The sequence below is a fragment of the Pantoea sp. M_10 genome, assembly GCF_008631515.1.
In the GTDB taxonomy this organism is placed as follows: domain Bacteria; phylum Pseudomonadota; class Gammaproteobacteria; order Enterobacterales; family Enterobacteriaceae; genus Pantoea; species Pantoea anthophila.
Genome location: NZ_VWUL01000001.1, coordinates 380,581 through 400,097 on the forward strand (window position 1 = coordinate 380,581; position 19,517 = coordinate 400,097).

The 19,517-nt window shown below is 58.3% G+C and carries 17 protein-coding genes and 1 pseudogene; 13 read left to right on the forward strand and 5 right to left on the reverse strand.

Features of this window, described 5'->3' with window-relative positions:
* Positions 1 to 64: 64 nt before the first annotated feature.
* Positions 65 to 1,564, forward strand: coding sequence for an L-arabinose isomerase (gene araA, locus F3I47_RS01825; RefSeq protein WP_150029621.1), 1,500 nt, complete (start codon positions 65 to 67; stop codon positions 1,562 to 1,564).
* A 1,048-nt stretch (positions 1,565 to 2,612) separates the two neighbouring features.
* Positions 2,613 to 2,900 (forward strand): annotated as a pseudogene (locus F3I47_RS01830) (GNAT family N-acetyltransferase); the annotation flags it as partial.
* A 30-nt stretch (positions 2,901 to 2,930) separates the two neighbouring features.
* Here F3I47_RS01830 and yjfF read toward each other — a convergent pair.
* The 4 genes from yjfF to ytfQ all read right to left on the reverse strand — a co-directional run bounded on the left by yjfF (position 2,931) and on the right by ytfQ (position 7,463).
* The gene (gene yjfF / locus F3I47_RS01835; RefSeq protein WP_140028500.1) at positions 2,931 to 3,917 is read right to left on the reverse strand and encodes a galactofuranose ABC transporter, permease protein YjfF; all 987 of its coding nucleotides are present in this window, start codon (positions 3,915 to 3,917) and stop codon (positions 2,931 to 2,933) included.
* Positions 3,914 to 4,930, reverse strand: a complete 1,017-nt coding sequence (gene ytfT, locus F3I47_RS01840; RefSeq protein WP_150029623.1) for a galactofuranose ABC transporter, ATP-binding protein YtfT — start codon at positions 4,928 to 4,930, stop codon at positions 3,914 to 3,916. Before ytfT ends, yjfF begins: the two co-directional genes overlap by 4 nt.
* Complete coding sequence (locus tag F3I47_RS01845; protein WP_046101773.1) at positions 4,923 to 6,443, reverse strand: sugar ABC transporter ATP-binding protein; 1,521 nt, start codon at positions 6,441 to 6,443, stop codon at positions 4,923 to 4,925. Before F3I47_RS01845 ends, ytfT begins: the two co-directional genes overlap by 8 nt.
* 63 nt (positions 6,444 to 6,506) lie before the next feature.
* Positions 6,507 to 7,463 (reverse strand): galactofuranose ABC transporter, galactofuranose-binding protein YtfQ, encoded by a 957-nt coding sequence (gene ytfQ / locus F3I47_RS01850; protein ID WP_046101772.1) that lies wholly within the window; start codon positions 7,461 to 7,463, stop codon positions 6,507 to 6,509.
* Between the two features lie 685 nt (positions 7,464 to 8,148).
* Here ytfQ and ydgT point away from each other — a divergent pair.
* The 10 genes from ydgT to F3I47_RS01900 all read left to right on the forward strand — a co-directional run bounded on the left by ydgT (position 8,149) and on the right by F3I47_RS01900 (position 16,598).
* A complete protein-coding gene (ydgT, locus tag F3I47_RS01855) occupies positions 8,149 to 8,364 on the forward strand; it encodes a transcription modulator YdgT (protein WP_046101771.1) in 216 nt (71 codons plus the stop codon).
* 109 nt (positions 8,365 to 8,473) lie between these two features.
* Complete coding sequence (locus F3I47_RS01860; protein ID WP_009090340.1) at positions 8,474 to 8,917, forward strand: DUF2569 domain-containing protein; 444 nt, start codon at positions 8,474 to 8,476, stop codon at positions 8,915 to 8,917.
* Between the two features lie 123 nt (positions 8,918 to 9,040).
* The gene (rsxA, locus tag F3I47_RS01865) at positions 9,041 to 9,622 is read left to right on the forward strand and encodes an electron transport complex subunit RsxA (RefSeq protein WP_003853423.1); all 582 of its coding nucleotides are present in this window, start codon (positions 9,041 to 9,043) and stop codon (positions 9,620 to 9,622) included.
* Positions 9,622 to 10,200 carry an electron transport complex subunit RsxB gene (gene rsxB, locus F3I47_RS01870; RefSeq protein ID WP_009090345.1) on the forward strand — a complete coding sequence of 193 codons (579 nt, stop codon included), beginning with the start codon at positions 9,622 to 9,624 and terminating at the stop codon, positions 10,198 to 10,200. The genes rsxA and rsxB overlap by 1 nt, the downstream gene beginning before the upstream one ends.
* A complete protein-coding gene (gene rsxC / locus F3I47_RS01875) occupies positions 10,193 to 12,685 on the forward strand; it encodes an electron transport complex subunit RsxC (RefSeq protein WP_150042049.1) in 2,493 nt (830 codons plus the stop codon). Before rsxB ends, rsxC begins: the two co-directional genes overlap by 8 nt.
* The gene (rsxD, locus tag F3I47_RS01880) at positions 12,686 to 13,744 is read left to right on the forward strand and encodes an electron transport complex subunit RsxD (protein WP_058956537.1); all 1,059 of its coding nucleotides are present in this window, start codon (positions 12,686 to 12,688) and stop codon (positions 13,742 to 13,744) included.
* Between the two features lie 3 nt (positions 13,745 to 13,747).
* A complete protein-coding gene (gene rsxG, locus F3I47_RS01885) occupies positions 13,748 to 14,380 on the forward strand; it encodes an electron transport complex subunit RsxG (protein ID WP_058956538.1) in 633 nt (210 codons plus the stop codon).
* On the forward strand, positions 14,373 to 15,077 hold the full coding sequence (locus F3I47_RS01890) for an electron transport complex subunit E (protein ID WP_009090356.1): 705 nt from the start codon (positions 14,373 to 14,375) through the stop codon (positions 15,075 to 15,077). The genes rsxG and F3I47_RS01890 overlap by 8 nt, the downstream gene beginning before the upstream one ends.
* Positions 15,074 to 15,706: an endonuclease III gene (gene nth, locus F3I47_RS01895; protein ID WP_009090357.1), complete on the forward strand. Its 633-nt coding sequence runs from the start codon at positions 15,074 to 15,076 to the stop codon at positions 15,704 to 15,706. Before F3I47_RS01890 ends, nth begins: the two co-directional genes overlap by 4 nt.
* A 205-nt stretch (positions 15,707 to 15,911) precedes the next feature.
* Positions 15,912 to 16,598 (forward strand): HPP family protein, encoded by a 687-nt coding sequence (locus F3I47_RS01900; protein ID WP_150030056.1) that lies wholly within the window; start codon positions 15,912 to 15,914, stop codon positions 16,596 to 16,598.
* Positions 16,599 to 16,636: 38 nt separating this feature from the next.
* Here F3I47_RS01900 and F3I47_RS01905 read toward each other — a convergent pair whose 3' ends face one another.
* Positions 16,637 to 17,338 carry a CTP synthase gene (locus F3I47_RS01905; protein ID WP_150029971.1) on the reverse strand — a complete coding sequence of 234 codons (702 nt, stop codon included), beginning with the start codon at positions 17,336 to 17,338 and terminating at the stop codon, positions 16,637 to 16,639.
* Between the two features lie 578 nt (positions 17,339 to 17,916).
* Between F3I47_RS01905 and dtpA the strand changes: the two genes are divergently transcribed.
* The gene (gene dtpA, locus F3I47_RS01910; protein ID WP_009090360.1) at positions 17,917 to 19,413 is read left to right on the forward strand and encodes a dipeptide/tripeptide permease DtpA; all 1,497 of its coding nucleotides are present in this window, start codon (positions 17,917 to 17,919) and stop codon (positions 19,411 to 19,413) included.
* Positions 19,414 to 19,517: the final 104 nt, after the last annotated feature.

A 19,517-nucleotide genomic window follows, 5' to 3' on the forward strand; every position in this document is an offset into this window, starting at 1 on the left:
GCCCGGGTTCAGAATGACAAATAAATTAGCCTATTAGATAGGCGCAAAGTAAAGGAGTGGTTTTATGGAACAGTCAAACAGCTACAGCGTGTGGTTTGTCATCGGCACGCAGCACCTCTACGGGCCGGAGACGTTACGCCAGGTTGAACAGCATGCGCGTCAGGTCGTCGAGGGCCTGAATCAGTCCGGGTTACCGCTGCGCCTTGAGCTTAAGCCGCTGGTGAAATCACCGGATGAAGCGCTGTCCCTGTGTCGCGACGCTAACTATGACCAGCAGTGCGCCGGCATCATTACCTGGCTGCACACGTTCTCTCCGGCCAAAATGTGGATTGGCGGCCTGAGCGTGCTGAATAAGCCTCTGCTGCAATTTCACACCCAGTTCAATGCGGAGATCCCGTGGGACAGCATGGACATGGATTTTATGAACCTGAACCAGACGGCGCACGGCGGTCGTGAGTTCGGTTTTATCGGTGCCCGCATGGGTCTGCAGCACAGCGTGGTGACCGGACACTGGCAGGATAGCGCCAGCCAGCAGCGTCTGGGCAACTGGATGCGTGCGGCCCTGGCGAAACAGGCCAGTCAGCAGCTGAAAGTGGCGCGTTTTGGCGACAACATGCGTGAAGTGGCCGTAACCGAAGGTGATAAGGTCGCTGCACAGATTCAGTTCGGCTATTCGGTGAATGGCTGGGGCGTGGGCGATCTGGTTGAGGTGATCAATGGCGTCAGCGATGGCGATGTGAATGCGCTGATCGACGAGTACGAAAGCCTCTACCGCTTTTCCGATGTCGCCGCCTCTGGTGGTGAAAAGCGTCAGAACGTGCTGGATGCGGCTCGTATCGAACTGGGTCTGAAGCAGTTCCTTGAAGCGGAAGGCTGCCACGCCTTTACCACCAACTTCCAGACCCTGCATGGCATGACCCAGTTACCGGGTCTGGCGGTGCAGCGTTTGATGGGTCAGGGGTATGGTTTTGCGGGTGAAGGCGACTGGAAGACCGCTGCACTGCTGCGTATTTTCAAAGTGCTGGCAGGCGATCGCAAAGGTGGCACCTCATTTATGGAGGATTACACCTATCACTTCTCACCCGGCAACGACCTGGTGCTCGGCTCGCACATGCTGGAGGTCTGCCCGTCGATCGCCATTGAAGAGAAACCGCTGATCGATGTGCAGTTCCTGGGCATTGGTAATAAAGCTGACCCGGCGAGGATGATCTTCTCCACCCCGGCCGGTCGTGCGATTAATGCCAGCGTGATCGATATGGGCGACCGTTTCCGTCTGCTGGTGAATGTGGTCGATGCGATTGAACAGCCGAAACCGCTGCCGAAATTGCCGGTTGCCCGTGCCCTCTGGAAAGCGCAGCCGTCACTGGCGACCGCATCCGAAGCGTGGATTCTCGGGGGTGGCGCACACCATACGGTCTTCAGCCAGGCACTGACGCTCGACGACATGTATCTGTACGGCGAGATGAACGATATCGAGGTGCTGGTGATTGATGAGCACACCCGCCTGCCCGCGTTTAAAGACGCGCTGCGCTGGAACGAGGCGTACTACCGGTTAAAACGTTAATGGGTGATTCCTGGCGCTTTGCATCTCTTTAAAAAAGAGATGCAGGGCCCGGAAGCCGCCGTATGTCAAAAACCAGTGCTATTCAGTCGGGAATCGCGGGCGTTCCGTAAAGTTGCCGTAAATACATCCCTGTAGGCTCGTCCGCCGCATCCATGCGGCGGACGCTTTACTTCACTGCCCGGCATCCCCTAACGCCTCATAATTCCGCTCGAATTTTGTACAGCAATGATCGAACCCAACCGGGAAGGAATGGTATGCCTGAAGAGCAAAGCGTCCGCGCCAGGGATGGCGCGGCCGATCCGCATGGATGCGGGAACCCTTTGCGATCAGGCATACCTTTCCTGACCTTTCACCTGCTACCAACAGCGACGCCTTTTTTGTGCAATAAACGCACAAGCCCGTGCTTTTCAGTCGGGAATGACGGGCGTTCCGTAAAGTCGCCGTAAATACCTCCCTGTAGGCTCGGCCGCCGGACGACTCGCCTCATCCCTGAGGCTCGCCCGCAAGCGGGCCAACGCTTCGCATTGTTCAAAAACGCTCCGGGCGTTTTTGTCCATGCGGCGGACGCTTTACTCCACTGCCCGCCATCCCCTCCTTTTTGTAGCGCCTGAGCGAATGTTCAGACACCCAGTGCATCAACAACTGTGAATAAAACACCGAGTCAGATCCGCCTCCGACCCGTTCCTCCTGCCTCACATTCCGCTCGATTTTATTACAGCAATGATTAAGCCCGACCGGGAAGGAATGGTATGCCTGAAGAGCAAAGCGTCCGCGCCAGGGATGGCGCGGCCGATCCGCATGGATGCGGGAATCCTTTGCGATCAGGCATACCTTTCCTGACCTTGCACCTGCCATCAACAGCGACGCCTTTTTGTGCAATTAGCACACAAGCCCGTGCTTTTCAGTCGGGAATGGCGGGCATTCCGTAAAGTCGCCGTAAATACCTCCCTGTAGGCTCGGCCGCCGCATCCATGCGGCGGACGCTTTACTCCACTGCCCATCATTCCCTCCTCTATGTGGTATTTGAGCTTGTCTTTAAAAGCTAAATACCAGGGCCGCATTCTGTAGCGTTATTCGTTATGAACTGGATGACATTGCGGCAAGGGAATACTGGCTGGGTGAGGTCGTGACAGACAAAAAATTCCGCGGCCAGGGCGTGGCAAAGGCGCTGATTCAGCGGGCGATTGCACGCGCCAGACAACAGCAGATCGCTAAACTCTGGCTCTATACCCCCGACCAGCAGGCGTACTATCAGCGTTCAGGATGGCAGGCGGTGGAGCAGCGGCACATAGCCGGAGAAGAGGTGACCGTGATGGGGCTTAACCTTGCGCAGTAACGGGCGGCTCCTGTGAGCCGCCCTCTCATCTCAGGAACTCAATCGCTTAACCGGCGCGTTCTGCTGACGATCCCAGATCACCGTCAGTAACCGCTGCAGGGCGATAAAGGCAAACAGCAGAATCCCGATGGCGATTTTGGTCCACCAGGAACTCAGCGTGCCGTCGAAATTTATCCATGTCTGAATCAGCCCCTGAATCAACACACCAAACAGCGTGCCTAACACCGTGCCGACACCGCCTGACAACAGCGTGCCGCCAATCACTACCGACGCGATTGCATCCAGCTCTACCCCCAGCCCGGCCAGCGCATAGCCTGCTGAGGTATAGATCGAAAACACAATCCCGGCCAGCGTGGCCAGCGTGGTGGAAAGCATATAGATCTTAATGGTGGTGGCGCGCGTCGACACCCCCATCAGCTGCGCCGATGTCAGATTGCCGCCGATGGCGTAAACCCGATTACCAAAGCGGGTGCGGTGCGCCAGAATAATCCCGCCCACCACTACCAACAGCATAATCACCGCCAGCAGACTCAGCCGCCCGCCGCCCGGTATTTTCCACGCCAGACCCGACAGCGTCGTATAAAACGGATGATCGATGGGAATCGAATTCTCGGACACCAGATAGCTGCATCCGCGCAGGAAAAACATCCCTGCTAACGTAATAATAAACGCCGGGATCTTCAGCGCATCGATCAGCCAGCCCATCATGGCACCAAACAGCGCCCCCAGCGCCAGAATCAGCGCAAACGCCAGCAGCGGATTGAGATGAAAATCGCCAATTGCCCGCGCCAGAAATACGCCGGTAAAGGCGATCACCGCGCCGACCGACAGATCGATACCCCCCGATAAAATCACGAAGGTCATTCCCACCGCGATAATGCCCAGAAACGCATTGTCGGTCAGAATGTTGCAAATCACCCGGGTTGAGGCAAAGCCCGGAAACTGCGTCAGGCAAAACAGGTAACCCGCCACAAACACCAGCAAGGTGATCATCAGCGGAAGATGACGTTTGATCATGTCGGCCGTCTCCTTTTCAACATCGCAATAAACCGCAGTGACTGCAGCAACAGCACGCACATCACCACCACCGCTTTCACCACCTGGTTCAGCTCAGGCGGGAAACCGGAGAGCAGAATCCCGGTATTCATCGACTGAATGATCAGCGCCCCAATCAGCGACAGCACCAGATTAAAACGACCGCCCATCAGCGAGGCTCCGCCGATCACCACGGCCAGAATCGCATCCAGCTCCAGCCATAAACCGGCGTTGTTCGCATCCGCTCCGCGAATATCCGCCGCCACAATCAGCCCCGCCACGGCGGCACAGACACCGCTGATCGCGTAGGTCGACATCACCACCAGCCAGCCTGTCACCCCGGCATTGCGGGCCGCGCGCAGGTTGATCCCGACCGCTTCGATAAACAGACCTAGCGCGGTCTTGCGCGTCAGCAGCCACACCGCCAGCGCCACGACCAGCGTAATCCAGACCGGCACCGGCAACATCCACAGTGCGCCGTTGCCAAACCAGCCCAGACTGTCGCTGTCGAAGGTCACAATCTGCCCCTGGGTAATCAACTGGGCGATACCCCGTCCGGCCACCATCAGGATCAGCGTGGCGACAAACGGCTGAATGCGCAGCAGCGCTACCAGCACTCCGTTCCACACGCCGCAGGCCAGCCCGGTTCCCAGCGTGGCAAGGATGATAAACGGCACCCCGTGACCGGCTACGGTCAGCGTCGCGGCGGTTGCGCCGGCTATCGCCATCACCGCACCCACGGAAAGATCGATGCCGCCGGTAGCGATCACCAGCGTCATACCAATCGCCAGCAAGGCGACGGGCGCCGCGCGGTTCAGGATATCGATCGGGCTGCCGAACAGACGCCCGTCCTGCAGATGCACGGCAAAGAAGTTATTCGCCACCAGACTGTCAATCAACAGCACCAGCAGCAGCGCCGCAATCTGCGGCATCCCCTGCGGCAGCTTCAGTTTGCGACGCGGCGTTTTTTCAGAAGTCATAGGAGACTCAAGCATGTTTTACTCCTCCGTCAGCGATGGCATTGACAATCGACGCGACCGAAAGCTGCTCCAGGGGGATTTCTGCCACCTGCTTCAGATCGCGCATGATCAACACCCGATCGGCATAGCCCACCAGCTCTTCGAGTTCAGAGGAGATCACCAGCAGCGCCAGACCGTCGGCGCACAGGGATTCGATTAAACGGATAATCTCGGCGTGCGCGCCCACATCAATGCCGCGCGTCGGCTCGTCGAGGATCAAAAACTGCGGTTTCGTCACCAGCCAGCGCGACAGCAGCACCTTCTGCTGGTTGCCGCCCGATAACAGCTCTACCGGCTGCTCCGCGTGCGGTGTGCGGATGCCCAGACTTTTAATGAAACGGTCGGCAATCGCCTGCTGCTCGCGCTTTTTAATCGGGCGTAGCCAGCCACGCTGCGCCTGCAACGCCAGGATGATGTTTTCGCGAACCGAGGCCGCGCCAATAATCCCGTCGGTCTTCCGATCCTCCGGGCAAAAACCCATTCCCAGCTGTGAGGCTCTGGCCGGGTTGGTAATGCGCTGCACTTTACCTTTGATCTTCGCCGTGCCGCGATCGGCGCGCCGGATGCCAAACAGCACTTCAGCGGTTTCGGTGCGTCCGGATCCTAACAGCCCCGCCAGCCCGACCACTTCGCCAGGGCGGACCGCCAGGTTAAAGGGTTCAATGGTGCCTTTTCTGCCGTAATCTTCAAACGAGACGACCGGCTGATTGCTGCGCAGCGTGCTGCCCTGCCGCTGCAGCGCCGTCTCCAGCAGTTCGCGTCCCAGCATCAGCTTGATCAGCTCAATCTGCGGCAGCGTGGCGGTGTCGCGGGTGGCAATAAACTGCCCGTTGCGCAGCACGGTAATCCGATCGGTGATGCGGTAAACCTGATCGAGAAAGTGGGTAACAAAAATCAGGCTCATCCCGCGGGCTTTCAGCTGCGCCATCAGGGTAAAAAGCATCTCCACCTCGCTGGCGTCCAGGCTGGCCGTTGGCTCATCCAGGATCAGCACCTGCGCCGAGAGATCGACCGCCCGACAGATCGCGATAATCTGCTGCATCGCCACCGAATAGTGGCCCAGCGGACGGGTGACATCGAGCGAAAAACCGTAATTGCGCATCAGCGCATCGGCATCACGCACCATCCGGCGGCGATCGATCATACCGAAACGCCGTGGTTCACGGCCAATATAGAGGTTATCCGCCACCGACATGTTCGGCAGCATATTCACTTCCTGATAGACGGTGCCGATGCCCATCTCCTGCGCCTGCGCGGTGTTGTGCGGCGTAATCGCCTCGCCATTCAGGATGATGGTGCCGGCATCCCGGCTGTAGACACCCGTCAGCACTTTGATCAGGGTCGATTTACCGGCACCATTCTCACCCAGCAGCGCCATAATCTCCCCTTTGCGGATATCGAAGGAGACGTTGTTCAGTGCTTTGACGCCGGGAAACCCTTTGCTGACGCCGCTGATGGACAGCAGCGGTGCTTCATTTTGCGTGGTCATTCTGCTCACTCCGCCTGGTCATAAAAAACCGCCCCACAGGGCGGTCTGCGGCTGGTCTGCGGATCAGTAGCCCATGCCTTTTTTCCTCTCCAGCTCCTTCTCAGCGTCAGCAGGCAGGAACAGTTTCGACTCGGTCTTGATCACTTTTGGCGGCAGCGTGCCATCTTTTTTGAATTTCTCCAGCGCATCAAACGCCGGGCCAGCCATGTTCGGCGTCAGCTCCACGTTGGCATTTGCCTCACCCGCCAGCATCGCTTTGTAGATATCCGGCACCCCGTCAATCGAGCCGGTCAGGATATCTTTGCCCGGTTTCAGACCCGCCTCTTTAATAGCCTGAATGGCACCGATCGCCATATCATCGTTGTGCGCATAGACCATGCAGATATTCTTGCCGTTGTTCTCCGCCTTGATGAAGCTCTCCATCACCTCTTTACCTTTACTGCGGGTAAAGTCACCGGACTGAGAACGGATCACTTTAATGTTTGGATGGTTGCTGATCGCTTCAGCAAAACCTTTCTTGCGATCGATCGCGACGCTGGCCCCGACGGTGCCCTGCAGTTCCACCACGTTACACTGCTTGTCGCCGACGGTTTTCACCAGCCAGTCACCGATCAGCTTGCCCTCCAGCACGTTATCCGCCGTAACCACCGCCTGATAAAGCGACTTGTCTTTCACAACGATGGCCCGGTCCAGCAGATAGACCGGAATTTTGGCGTCTTTGGCTTCTTCCAGCACCGGTTCCCAGCCCGTCTGCACCACTGGCGCGATGAAGATGGCATCCACGCCCTGCGCGATGAATGAACGTACGGCCTTGATCTGATTCTCCTGCTTCTGCTGTCCGTCGGCGATTTTCAGGGTGATGCCGCGTTTTTTCGCTTCGCTTTTCGCCACATTGGTTTCCGCCGAGCGCCAGCCAGATTCTGAACCGACCTGCGAGAAGCCGACCGTCATGTCTGCCGCGAGCACCGGGCCGGTTAATGCGGCGCTGACCAGCGTGGTCAGAAGTAAACGTTTCCACATAGTTTTCATTCCTCTGAAGGGCGTTTGCTGTTTAGGGTAGAGAGCACGCTTAGCCTGGACTAAAAAAGGGTGCATAATGGCGACGTGCCTCACAAAACAGAGCAATTTAAAGGAGTTACGTGTAACGAGAGGGGGTTGCTGGCCGTGGCGTTATGGAGAGAACTGCTGAGAAATAAAAACTTTGCGGTTAAATAATTGTAATAAACAGAATCGCTTATGTGTAATGGTGCTGGAAACGATTACAGCAAGGCGTACAAAACGGGTTATGACGCTGAGCCGCAACAAAAAACAGGTTTTGTGACTGCCCGCACAGTCGCCTGGTGACACTGTCCGGGAGCGAAACGTTTCTCTGACGACAACGAAAAGGTTCAGGATAACGCTGGAGTAAAAACCACAAAAAAAAGCCACTGACAGGCGATTCGCCCCGGGAGCGCAAAAACCGGCTTTTATCGTGGCAGGCAAAGCGGTTTTTTGCCGCTTCTGCCGTTGAGGATGAAACATTCACGCGCAGCCAGAGACGGGGTAATGGCTGTGGACAGTGGTAAAAAAATAAAACTACGAATTTTCATTACGTTTACGGTGCGTTAGTCTGATTTTCACCTTTTCTTACCTGCCCGATCTGGACAGGCAAGGCCCGCCCCCTATACTGAGCACTCCTTTGTTACTTCTATCTGTTATGGCAATGATGACTGCGCACGATTACCTGCTTAAATTCCGCAAAGTAAATAATTCAGACAGTCTGGAAAAGCTTTTCGACCACCTCAACTACTCACTGACGAATGATATCGAGATCATCAACATGTATCGGGCTGCCGACCACCGGCGTGCTGAGCTGGTCTCCGGCGGACGCCTGTACGATCTCGGCTGTGTCCCGAAAACAGTGTGGCGTTACGTGGTCTGACTTTCTGCTGTTAACCGCTCTTTTACCCCCTGACCTGTCCGGATGGGCGAGCCCTTCCGGACATGTTATCCTGCTGCGCTTCGACTCTCCGAGACAGGAATAACTCCCGATGAATGAACAGGTTGCTGCGCCACGTATTGGCGGCTGGCTTTTGCTGCCGCTGGCCTGGCTGATAATGACTCTGTTAACCACCGTTCTGGTGCTGGCGATGTATCTCACCCCGCTGTTCAATGCTGAATGGCGTGTGGCGCTGTTTTCGCACGGCAGCACACTCTTCTCCTACTGGGCCATTTCCCTGCTTACGGCCGTCGCGGTCTGGGCCTACAGCCTCTGGATCAGCTGGCTGTTCTTTAAGCGATCGCATCGCCTGCCGCGTCACTACCTGCTCTGGCTGCTGATTACGGTGCTGTTAGCGCTGAAAACCTTTGCGTTCACGCCGGTTGCCGACAGCCGTGCGCTGCAGACGCTGCTGTTGTCGCTGCTGGCCGCTGCGGTTTTCGCGCCCTATTTCAAACGTTCAAAGCGGGTGAAAGCGACCTTCATTGCGCCGTAACGCTGTGAGTTATGTCAGGAATTTAATTCTGAGTGCGGTCTGCCGCTCTGCCGATGGCGCGGGTGTTGAGATACGCCGCGCTATCAATGATAATAAGCCGCTTTCTGGCTCCCAGGCGAAAAAATGACCGATTATCTGCTTCTCTTTGTTGGCACCGTGCTGGTAAATAACTTCGTTTTAGTGAAGTTTCTCGGCCTCTGTCCCTTTATGGGCGTTTCCAAAAAACTGGAAACGGCGATTGGCATGGGCCTCGCCACGACTTTCGTGATCACGCTGGCCTCGATCTGCGCCTGGCTGGTCAACCATCTGATCCTGCTGCCGCTGGATCTGGTCTATCTACGTACTATGGCCTATATCCTGGTGATCGCCGTCGTTGTGCAGTTCACCGAGATGGTGGTGCGTAAAACCAGCCCGTCGCTCTATCGTCTGCTGGGGATCTTTCTGCCGCTCATCACCACCAACTGTGCGGTACTGGGCGTGCCCCTGCTGAGCGTCAACCTCAACCACACCTTTATGCAGGCCGCGCTCTATGGCTTCAGCGCTTCTATCGGCTTCTCGCTGGTCATGGTGCTGTTCGCCGGTATGCGTGAGCGGCTGGTGCTGGCCAATGTTCCCGCCCCGTTTAAAGGTAACTCCATCGCCCTGATTACCGCGGGCCTGATGGCACTGGCCTTTATGGGCTTCAGCGGGCTGGTGAAATTCTGATGACCGCGATCTGGATTGCTATTGCTGTACTGAGTGCGCTGAGCCTGGTGTTCGGCGGCCTGCTGGGTTACGCCTCGCGCCGCTTTGAGGTGGAAGAAGATCCCATTGTTGAGCAGATTGATGCCGTTCTGCCGCAGAGCCAGTGCGGCCAGTGCGGCTATCCTGGCTGCCGTCCCTATGCCGATGCGGTCGGTAACAACGGTGAAGCGATCAACAAGTGCGCGCCGGGCGGTGAGCAGACCATGCTCAAGCTGGCGGCCCTGCTTAACGTTGAACCGCAGCCCATCGATGGCGACGAAACGGCGAAAGAGCCGGTGCGCACCGTGGCCTTTATTGATGAAGCCAACTGTATTGGCTGCACCAAATGTATTCAGGCCTGTCCGGTGGATGCGATTGTCGGGGCCACCCGCGCCATGCACACCGTGCTGAGCGATGTCTGCACCGGCTGCGATCTCTGTGTCGCCCCCTGCCCGACTGACTGCATCGAAATGCGTCCGGTTGCCACCACGCCAGCTAACTGGAAGTGGGATTTGAATACCATTCCTGTACGGGTGATCCCGGTAGAAACTCATGCTTAATCTGTTTAACTTCCTGAAAAAAGAGAGGGTCTGGGATTTTCAGGGCGGCATTCATCCGCCCGAAATGAAAACTCAGTCCAACGGCACGCCGCTGAGCGAACTGCCCCTGCCGGACCGTTTCGTTATTCCGTTAAAACAGCATATCGGCCATGAAGGCGAGATCTGCGTGGCGCCTGGCGATAAGGTGCTGCGCGGTCAGCCGCTGACGTTTGGAACCGGCCGTATGCTGCCGGTTCATGCGCCCACCTCCGGGGTGATTGATGCGATTGGCCAGCACATGACCGCGCATCCTTCCGGTCTGTCCGAACTCTGCATCTTTATGACGCCCGATGGCGAAGATCGCTGGGTGCCGCTCGATCCCCTGCCTGACTATCGCCAGCATCCGCGCGCCGATATCGTGCAGCGCATTCACGATGCGGGCGTGGCGGGCCTGGGTGGCGCGGGCTTCCCGACCGCCACGAAACTGAAAGGTGGCCTGCGCGGGGTAAAAACCCTGATTATCAATGCGGCAGAGTGCGAGCCTTACATCACCGCGGACGATCGCCTGATGCAGGATTATGCCGCCGAGGTTCTGGAAGGCAGCCGCATTCTCGGCTGGGTGCTGCAGGCTGAGCGGGTGCTGATCGGCATCGAAGATAACAAACCCGAAGCGATTGCCGCCCTGAAGCAGGCGCTGGGCAGTGAGCGTGATCTGCAAATCCGGGTGATCCCGACCAAATACCCCTCGGGCGGTGCCAAGCAGCTGACCCGCATCCTGACCGGCAAGGAAGTGCCACACGGCGGGCGCTCAACCGATATCGGCGTGCTGATGCAGAACGTTGGCACCGCGTGGGCGGTGAAGCGCGCCATTATCAACGGCGAACCGATTACCGAACGCGTGGTCACCCTGACCGGTGAGGCGATTGCTCAGCCGCGTAACGTCTGGAGCCGTCTGGGTACGCCTATCAGTCATCTGCTGCATCAGGTGGGATTCACCCCTGCGCCGCGCCAGATGGTGATCATGGGCGGTCCGCTGATGGGCTTTACCCTGCCGTCGCTGGATGTGCCGGTAGTGAAGATTACTAACTGTATTCTGGCGCCTTCTGCCAGTGAGATGGGCAACAACGACGAAGAGCAGTCCTGCATTCGCTGTTCAGCCTGTGCCGATGCCTGTCCGGCGAAGCTGCTGCCACAGCAGCTCTACTGGTTCAGCCAGGGCGGCGATCACGATAAAGCGCGCGCTCACCATATCGATGACTGCATTGAGTGCGGTGCCTGCGCCTATGTCTGCCCGAGTAACATCCCGCTGGTGCAATATTACCGGCAGGAAAAAGCGGAACTGCGCGCCATCGATCTGGAAGCCAAACGCACGCTCGAAGCGAAAGCGCGCTTTGAAGCGCGTCAGGCGCGACTGGAGCGTGAAAAGCAGGCCCGCGAAGCACGCCACGAAGAGGCCAAGCAGCGTGTGGCTCGTACGGATAACGGCGAACTGGCCGCCGCAAAAGCGCGCGTGAACGCGCGTCCGGCTGCCCAGCCGGATGAAGCGACGCTTGAGGCGCAGCGTGAAGCCCGCCACGCGCAGGCGCGTCTGCGTCAGGCCGAGGCGCAGGCTGAAACCCAGCCGGTCACGCGTCAGACCACCGATCCGCGTAAAGCGGCGGTGGAAGCGGCGATTGCCCGCGCCAGAGCGAAGAAAGCGGCACAGCCGGAGGTGGAAACAGCGCAACCGGCTGCTGAAGTCACGCCAGACGTACCGGCTGAAACCGACCCGCGCAAGGCCGCCGTGCAGGCCGCCATCGCCCGCGCCAAAGCGAAGAAAGCCGCGCAGGCCGAGAATGCTGAAGCGTCCACGCAGGCTGTCACTGACGGCACCGCAGACGCACCGGCTGAAACCGATCCGCGCAAAGCCGCCGTGCAGGCCGCCATCGCCCGCGCCAAAGCGAAGAAAGCCGCGCAGGCGGACAATGCGGAAGCGTCCACGCAGGCTGTCACCGACGGCACCGCAGACGCACCGGCTGAAACCGATCCGCGCAAGGCCGCCGTGCAGGCCGCCATTGCCCGCGCCAAAGCGAAGAAAGCCGCGCAGGCCGAGAATGCTGAAGCGTCCACGCAGGCTGTCACCGACGGCACCGCAGACGCACCGGCTGAAAGCGATCCGCGCAAGGCCGCCGTGCAGGCCGCCATTGCCCGTGCCAAAGCGAAGAAAGCCGCGCAGGCGCAGCACGCTGAACCCGCTACGCCCGCCACCGACAGCGCCCCTGAGCCCTCACAGGCGGAACAGGAGGCGGACGCCGCGTCACGCGACGCCGCCGCGCTGGCGACCGCCGCGCATTTTGCGGTGGAGAAAGCGGAGCAGGCACAGGAGCAGGCAAACAATGCGAATGCCGAACCTGAACAGGCACCTGAACTGAATCAACCCGATGATGCGCGCAAAGCCGCTATTGCTGCCGCCATCGCCCGTGCCAAAGCGCGTAAAGCGCAGTCGTCTACGACGCTTGAGGATTAAATGGCTTTTCGTATCGCAAGTTCTCCCTACACCCATAACCGCCGCAGCACCGGCAATATCATGCTGCTGGTGGTGCTGGCTGCGCTGCCCGGTTTTGCCGCACAGTGTTATTTCTTTGGCTACGGCACCCTGTTACAGGTTTTACTGGCGACGCTCACCGCCTGGCTGACCGAAGCGGCGATTCTGCGGCTGCGCAAAGCGCCGGTTGCCAGCACGCTGGCAGATAACTCAGCGCTGCTGACCGCCGTGCTGATCGGCATCAGCCTGCCGCCGCTGGCACCCTGGTGGCTGGTGGTCGTCGGTACGCTTTTTGCCGTGGTCATTGCGAAACAGCTGTATGGCGGGCTGGGTCAGAACCCCTTTAATCCGGCAATGGTTGGCTATGTGGTGCTGCTGATCTCCTTCCCGGTGCAGATGACCAGCTGGCTGCCGCCCGATACCCTTCAGGCGATCAAACCCAGCCTGCTCGACAGCCTGAGCATGGTTTTCCGCGGACATACCCTGGCGGGCGATACCATGCAGCAGCTGCAGATGGGTGTGGATGGGATCAGCCAGGCGACCCCGCTGGATACTTTTAAAACCGGCTTACGCGCGGGTCACAGCGCTGAACATCTGCTGGCCCAGCCGATTTACAGCGGCGTGCTGGCGGGTCTTGGCTGGCAGTGGGTCAACGTCGGCTATCTGGCGGGCGGCCTGTTCCTGCTGTGGAAAAATGCTATCCGCTGGCATATTCCTGCGGCGATGCTGCTGTCACTGGCCGTCTGCGCCACGCTGGGCTGGTTCTTCTCACCGGACTCGCTCAACAGCCCGCTGATCCACCTGTTCTCCGGTGCCACCATGCTGGGCGCGTTCTTTATTGCGACCGATCCGGTAACAGCCTCAACCACTAACCGGGGCCGCCTGATTTATGGTGCGCTGATTGGCCTGCTGGTCTGGCTGATCCGCAGCTTCGGCGGCTATCCCGATGGCGTCGCCTTTGCCGTGCTGCTGGCGAATATCTGCGTGCCACTTATCGACTACTATACCCAGCCGCGCGTTTACGGCCATCAGAAGGATTAAGCGATGCTGGAGACGATTCGTAAAAATGGGGTAACGCTGGCGATGTTTGCCGCGATCACCACCGCGGCGACCGCCGTAGTAAACACCGTGACCAAACCCACGGTTGAACATCAGACGCAGTTACAGCAGAAAAACCTGCTGGATCAGGTGGTTCCGACCACGCTTTATGACAATAACATTCAGCAGGATTGTTACGTTGTCACCGATCCGGCACTGGGTAACAGCGCGCCCCATCACCTCTATCTGGCGCGCAAAGGCGATCGGCCGGTGGCTGCCGCACTGGAGACCACCGCGCCTGACGGCTATTCTGGTGCCATACAGATGCTGGTCGGTGCCGATTTCCAGGGTAAAGTACTGGGCGTGCGGGTGATTGAACATCATGAAACGCCCGGCCTGGGCGACAAGATCGAACTGCGGATTTCTGACTGGATCAACAGCTTTAACGGCAAAGTGGTTCAGGGACCCGGCGATAAGGCCTTTGCTGTGAAAAAAGATGGCGGCGAGTTCGATCAGTTTACCGGCGCCACCATTACCCCGCGCGCGGTGGTCAATGCGACCAAACGCACCGCGCTGTTAATGAAAACGCTGCCGGAGAAACTTTCTTCGTTACCGCAATGTGGAGACGCAAATGAGTGAAGCTAAAAGTCTGCTGGTTGGCGGATTGTGGAAGAACAACTCGGCGCTGGTGCAGCTGCTGGGCCTCTGTCCGCTGCTGGCGGTCACCGCAACGGCTACCAATGCGCTCGGTCTGGGGCTGGCGACCACGCTGGTGCTGACCCTGACCAACAGTTTTATTTCCGCCTCGCGCCGCTGGGTCCCTTCGGAAATCCGCATCCCGATCTACGTGATGATCATCGCTTCGGTGGTGAGCTGCGTGCAGATGCTGATTAACGCCTATGCCTATGGACTCTATCAGTCGCTGGGGATCTTTATCCCGCTGATCGTGACCAACTGCATCGTGGTGGGCCGTGCCGAAGCCGTGGCCTCTAAAAGCAGCATTCCGCTGGCGGCGCTTGATGGTTTCGCCATCGGCATGGGCGCGACCTGCGCCATGGTGGTGCTGGGCTCGCTGCGCGAAATTATCGGCAGCGGCACCCTGTTTAACGGCGCCGATCAGCTGCTGGGGCCGTGGGCAAAATCGCTGCGCATTGAAGTGGTCCATTTTGATTCACCGATGCTGCTGGCCATGCTGCCGCCTGGCGCGTTTATTGGCCTCGGCATGATGCTGGCGGGCAAATACCTGATCGATCAGAAGATGAAGCAGCGCGCGGCACTGCGTGCTGAAGCCGCGGCCAGCGCCGCACCGCAGGGCGCAGCCGGGAAAGCCGTGTGAATCAGACGAAACGCACCGAGATCCTGCGGCGTCTGCAGGAACATAATCCGCATCCGACCACCGAGCTTCACTTCAGCTCGCCGTTTGAACTGCTGATTGCGGTCCTGCTTTCCGCGCAGGCGACCGATGTCAGCGTCAATAAAGCCACCGCGAAACTCTATCCGGTGGCCAACACCCCTGCCGCCATGCTGGCGCTGGGAGTGGATGGCGTGAAGTCCTATATCAAAACCATCGGCCTGTTTAACAGCAAAGCGGAAAACGTCATCAAGACCTGCCGCATTCTGCTGGAACAGCACAACGGCGAGGTGCCGGAAGATCGCGCGGCGCTGGAAGCGCTGCCAGGCGTCGGCCGCAAAACCGCCAACGTGGTCCTCAACACCGCCTTTGGCTGGCCAACCATCGCTGTCGACACCCATATCTTTCGCGTCAGCAACCGCACCCGGTTTGCTCCCGGTAAAAACGTGGAGGAGGTCGAACAGAAGCTGCTGAAAGTGGTTCCGGCGGCGTATAAGGTCGATTGTCATCACTGGCTGATTCTGCACGGCCGCTACACCTGCGTGGCGCGCAAACCGCGCTGTGGCTCCTGCCTGATTGAGGATCTCTGCGAGTATCCTGAAAAAACGGACTGACCCGCTGCGGCGGGTTTTTTATCGTCTGATTGCCCTCTGCGTCTCTCTCAGCCACCGCCCTTCCTGCCGTTCTGAATAACGTCACAGTTTGTCGGGTTGTTACCTCGCTGTTGATGATGGAAAATCGCCGCCCCTGACGATAAGAAAATGTTATGACCCGGTGAGTAAAGCAACGAATGAACGGCCTCCTGCTGCGAGGCATCCTCTGCGCCAGTTCCTGACGCGATTCTGGCCGCACCCGCTGGCGGTCACGCAAAAGCATATCCTGTTCGCCGCGCTGGGTGCCGGCTGCGGATTGATGCTGACCAGCCTGCTGAGCCACTGGATGCTGGGTGAGCTGAACCTCTGGTTTGTCGCGCCGGTCGGCGCCTCGGCCGTGTTACTGTTTGGCGTGCCCGCCAGTCCGCTGGCGCAGCCGTGGGCCATCGTCGGCGGCAACAGCCTGTCAGCGCTGGCGGGCGTGACCGTCAGCCTGCTGATCCCCGATCCGGCAATCGCCTGCGGCGTGGCAGCCTGTGTGGCGATCCTGCTGATGTTTCAGCTGCGCTGCCTGCATCCGCCCGGCGGCGCGGTGGCGCTGACCGCCATTCTGGGCGGACCTGCGGTGCAGCAGCTGGGCTATCAGTTTGTTCTGACGCCGGTTCTGCTCAACTCTCTGACGCTCGCGCTGCTGGCGCTGCTGTTTAATAATCTGGCCGGTCGCCGCTATCCGCATCCGCTGGCTCCCGCAGAGAGTAATCCTGAGCCGGTGGCGATGCCGGTGCCGCTGACCCGCGCCGATCTGCATCAGGCGATTCAGGGCGGTGAACTGCTGGATATCGATGAAGAGGATCTGCAGGCCCTGCTGCTGCGCGCTGAACAGATCGCGCAGCGCCGCCAGTTTAATCGCTGACGGTTATCATCGCGCCCGCCCGGTTATCCGTGACGGTGTCACCTGATGAAGCCCGCCAACGCGGCCTGCATCCACGCGACCACCAGCGGAGCGTCCTTCTCCTGCAGGGCGGCGCGCTCTGACTGAAACAGCGTCGCGACAAAGAAGGGATGGTCGGGCAGCTCTACGCCGCGCACCTCACCCGCCTCGTCCCAGGCGGTAATGCGCAGCGTGTTCTCGCCCAGTGCGGTACTGAATGCCGGGTTGACGCCAAAGTTGCAGTGGTAGCCTTCATCGCTGCTGAGCGCCCCATAGGCCAGGGCGATACGGGAGTTCGCTTCAAATCTTACTGTGCCGCGCTTCTCCACCAGCGAACAACTCAGTGGCGTAATCACCTGTCGCCCGCCCGTCTCCGTTTCGGCGTGACGCGCATCCTGCCAATCCAGCACATTGCGCGCATATTCGATGACCGCATACTGAAATCCGCCGCAGGAGCCCAGGAAAGGTTTGCCGCTTTCCCGCGCCCAGCGAATGGTGTCAAAGACACCCGCGTCATTATGATAAGGACTGCCCGGCACGACCCAGATAGCATCACTCTGCGCCAGATGCGCCTCGCTAAGCTGTTCTGTGGGGATCCATTCTGCTTCCGCAGTGATATTCAGCCGACGGGCGGCACGTTCAATCGCAAGGGGAATAGCCTGATGGGCAACCGCACTGGCGCGGTAATCACCGACCAGTGATAAACGCAGGGAGGAGGACATAGCGGGTTCCTGTAAGGGGAAATTGAGAGGCTACAGGAATGTGAATATTCTGTCGAGCGCGCTCAGCAACACGGGTTTTCGTACCCGCCAGCCCCGCGCAATCGATTTCTTGTTTTACTTTCTGAAATAAATCGCCGTTTTGTGTTCCGGATCGTCACCCGGACGCTTTTTCATCAATGCGGCAGGCTTAACGTTTTAATTTTCGGCAGATCGCCTGGGAAGTAGCCATCTTCTGCCGGTTAGTGCTGCTGAATTATCATCCGGCAAACGTTTAATCTGCATAAGGCGCCATTAGCAGTTAATATTAATTTCATCCAGTAAGCCGCCCTCATTTGGCATTTTTATACTGAATTGATATTTCAGATCAATATTAAAATCTGCCTCATCGTTTATTGTAAGATTTTTAACCTGACATTATCAGGTTACACGGGGTGTCAGAAAACTCTTGCCCTGCTGCCCGTAATCAGCCAAATTAGTCGCCGCTCCTCCCTTCTGATAACAATTTTGCGCATGGAACACTCACATGACGCAGACTTAATTCCTGTCCCGAAACAGGATGTGACAAAACTGAGGTACAAGTGTCAACTGCAAACAAACACACTGATGAGGCTGTCAGCCTCAATGCGTTTAAACAGCCAAAGGCGTTCTACTTAATCTTTTCGATTGAGTTATGGGAACGTTTTGGCTTCTATGGCCTGCAGGCCATTATGGCGGTTTACCTGGTGAAGCAGCTGGGATTGTCTGAATCAGACTCTATTACCCTGTTCTCTTCATTCAGTGCGCTGGTTTATGGTCTGGTCGCCATCGGCGGCTGGCTCGGTGATAAGGTGCTGGGTACCAAACGCGTTATCGTACTGGGTGTGCTGGTGCTGGCGCTGGGTTATGCGCTGGTCGCCTTCTCCGGCCACAACGTCAGTATCGTCTATCTCGGTATGGCGACCATTGCCGTGGGTAGCGGCCTGTTCAAAGCGAACCCCTCTTCGCTGCTTTCGACCTGCTATGAGAAAGATGACCCGCGTCTCGACGGTGCGTTCACCATGTTCTACATGTCGATTAACATCGGTTCGCTGTTCTCGATGATGCTGACACCGTGGTTAGCCGCAAAATATGGCTACAGCGTCGCCTTCTCCCTCTGCGTCATCGGTCTGGTCATCACCCTGTTCAACTTCCTGTTCTGCAAACGCATGGTCAAAGATTACGGTTCTAAACCGGACTTTGCGCCGCTGCAGGTCGGTAAACTGCTGATGACCCTCGTGGGCGTCGTGGTGCTGGTCGCACTGGCAAACTGGATGCTGCATCACCAGGCGATTGCACGCGTGGTGCTGGCGGTGATTGCACTGGGCATCGTGCTGGTGTTTGCCAAAGAAGCCTTTGCGCTGCAGGGCGCGGCGCGTCGTAAGATGATCGTGGCCTTCCTGCTGATGGTTGAAGCGATTCTGTTCTTCGTGCTCTACATGCAGATGCCGACCTCCCTGAACTTCTTCGCTATCCGTAACGTTGAGCACACTATCTTCGGCATTACCTTTGCCCCGGAGCAGTTCCAGGCGCTGAACCCGTTCTGGATCATGCTGGCCAGCCCGCTGCTGGCGTCGCTCTACAACAAACTGGGCGATAAGCTGCCGATGCCGCACAAATTTGCCTTTGGTATGGTGCTCTGCTCCGCCGCGTTCCTGGTGCTGCCGCTGGGCGCGAAGTTTGCCAGCGATGCCGGTATCGTTTCTGTTAACTGGCTGATCCTGAGCTATGCGCTGCAGAGTATCGGTGAGCTGATGATCTCCGGTCTCGGCCTGGCGATGGTCGCGCAGCTGGTGCCTCAGCGTCTGATGGGCTTTATCATGGGCTCCTGGTTCCTGACCACTGCCGGTGCGGCGGTGATTGCCGGTAAAGTCGCTAACCTGATGGCTGTGCCTGAAAACGTGACCGATCCGCTGATTTCACTGGCAACCTACAGCCGTGTGTTCCAGGAGATTGGTATTACTACGGCAGTGATCGCCGTGCTGATGCTGATTACTGCGCCACTGCTGAACCGCATGACGCAGGACTCTGAAGCAAAAGCCCGGGATGTGCAGGCCTGACAGCCACCCTGTCATCTCTCAGCCGGGCTCTGCCCGGCTTTTTTATGGCTGACGTCTCCCCCTGATTATTCCCTGATCCCTGTCACTGGCAATTCTGCTCTGAG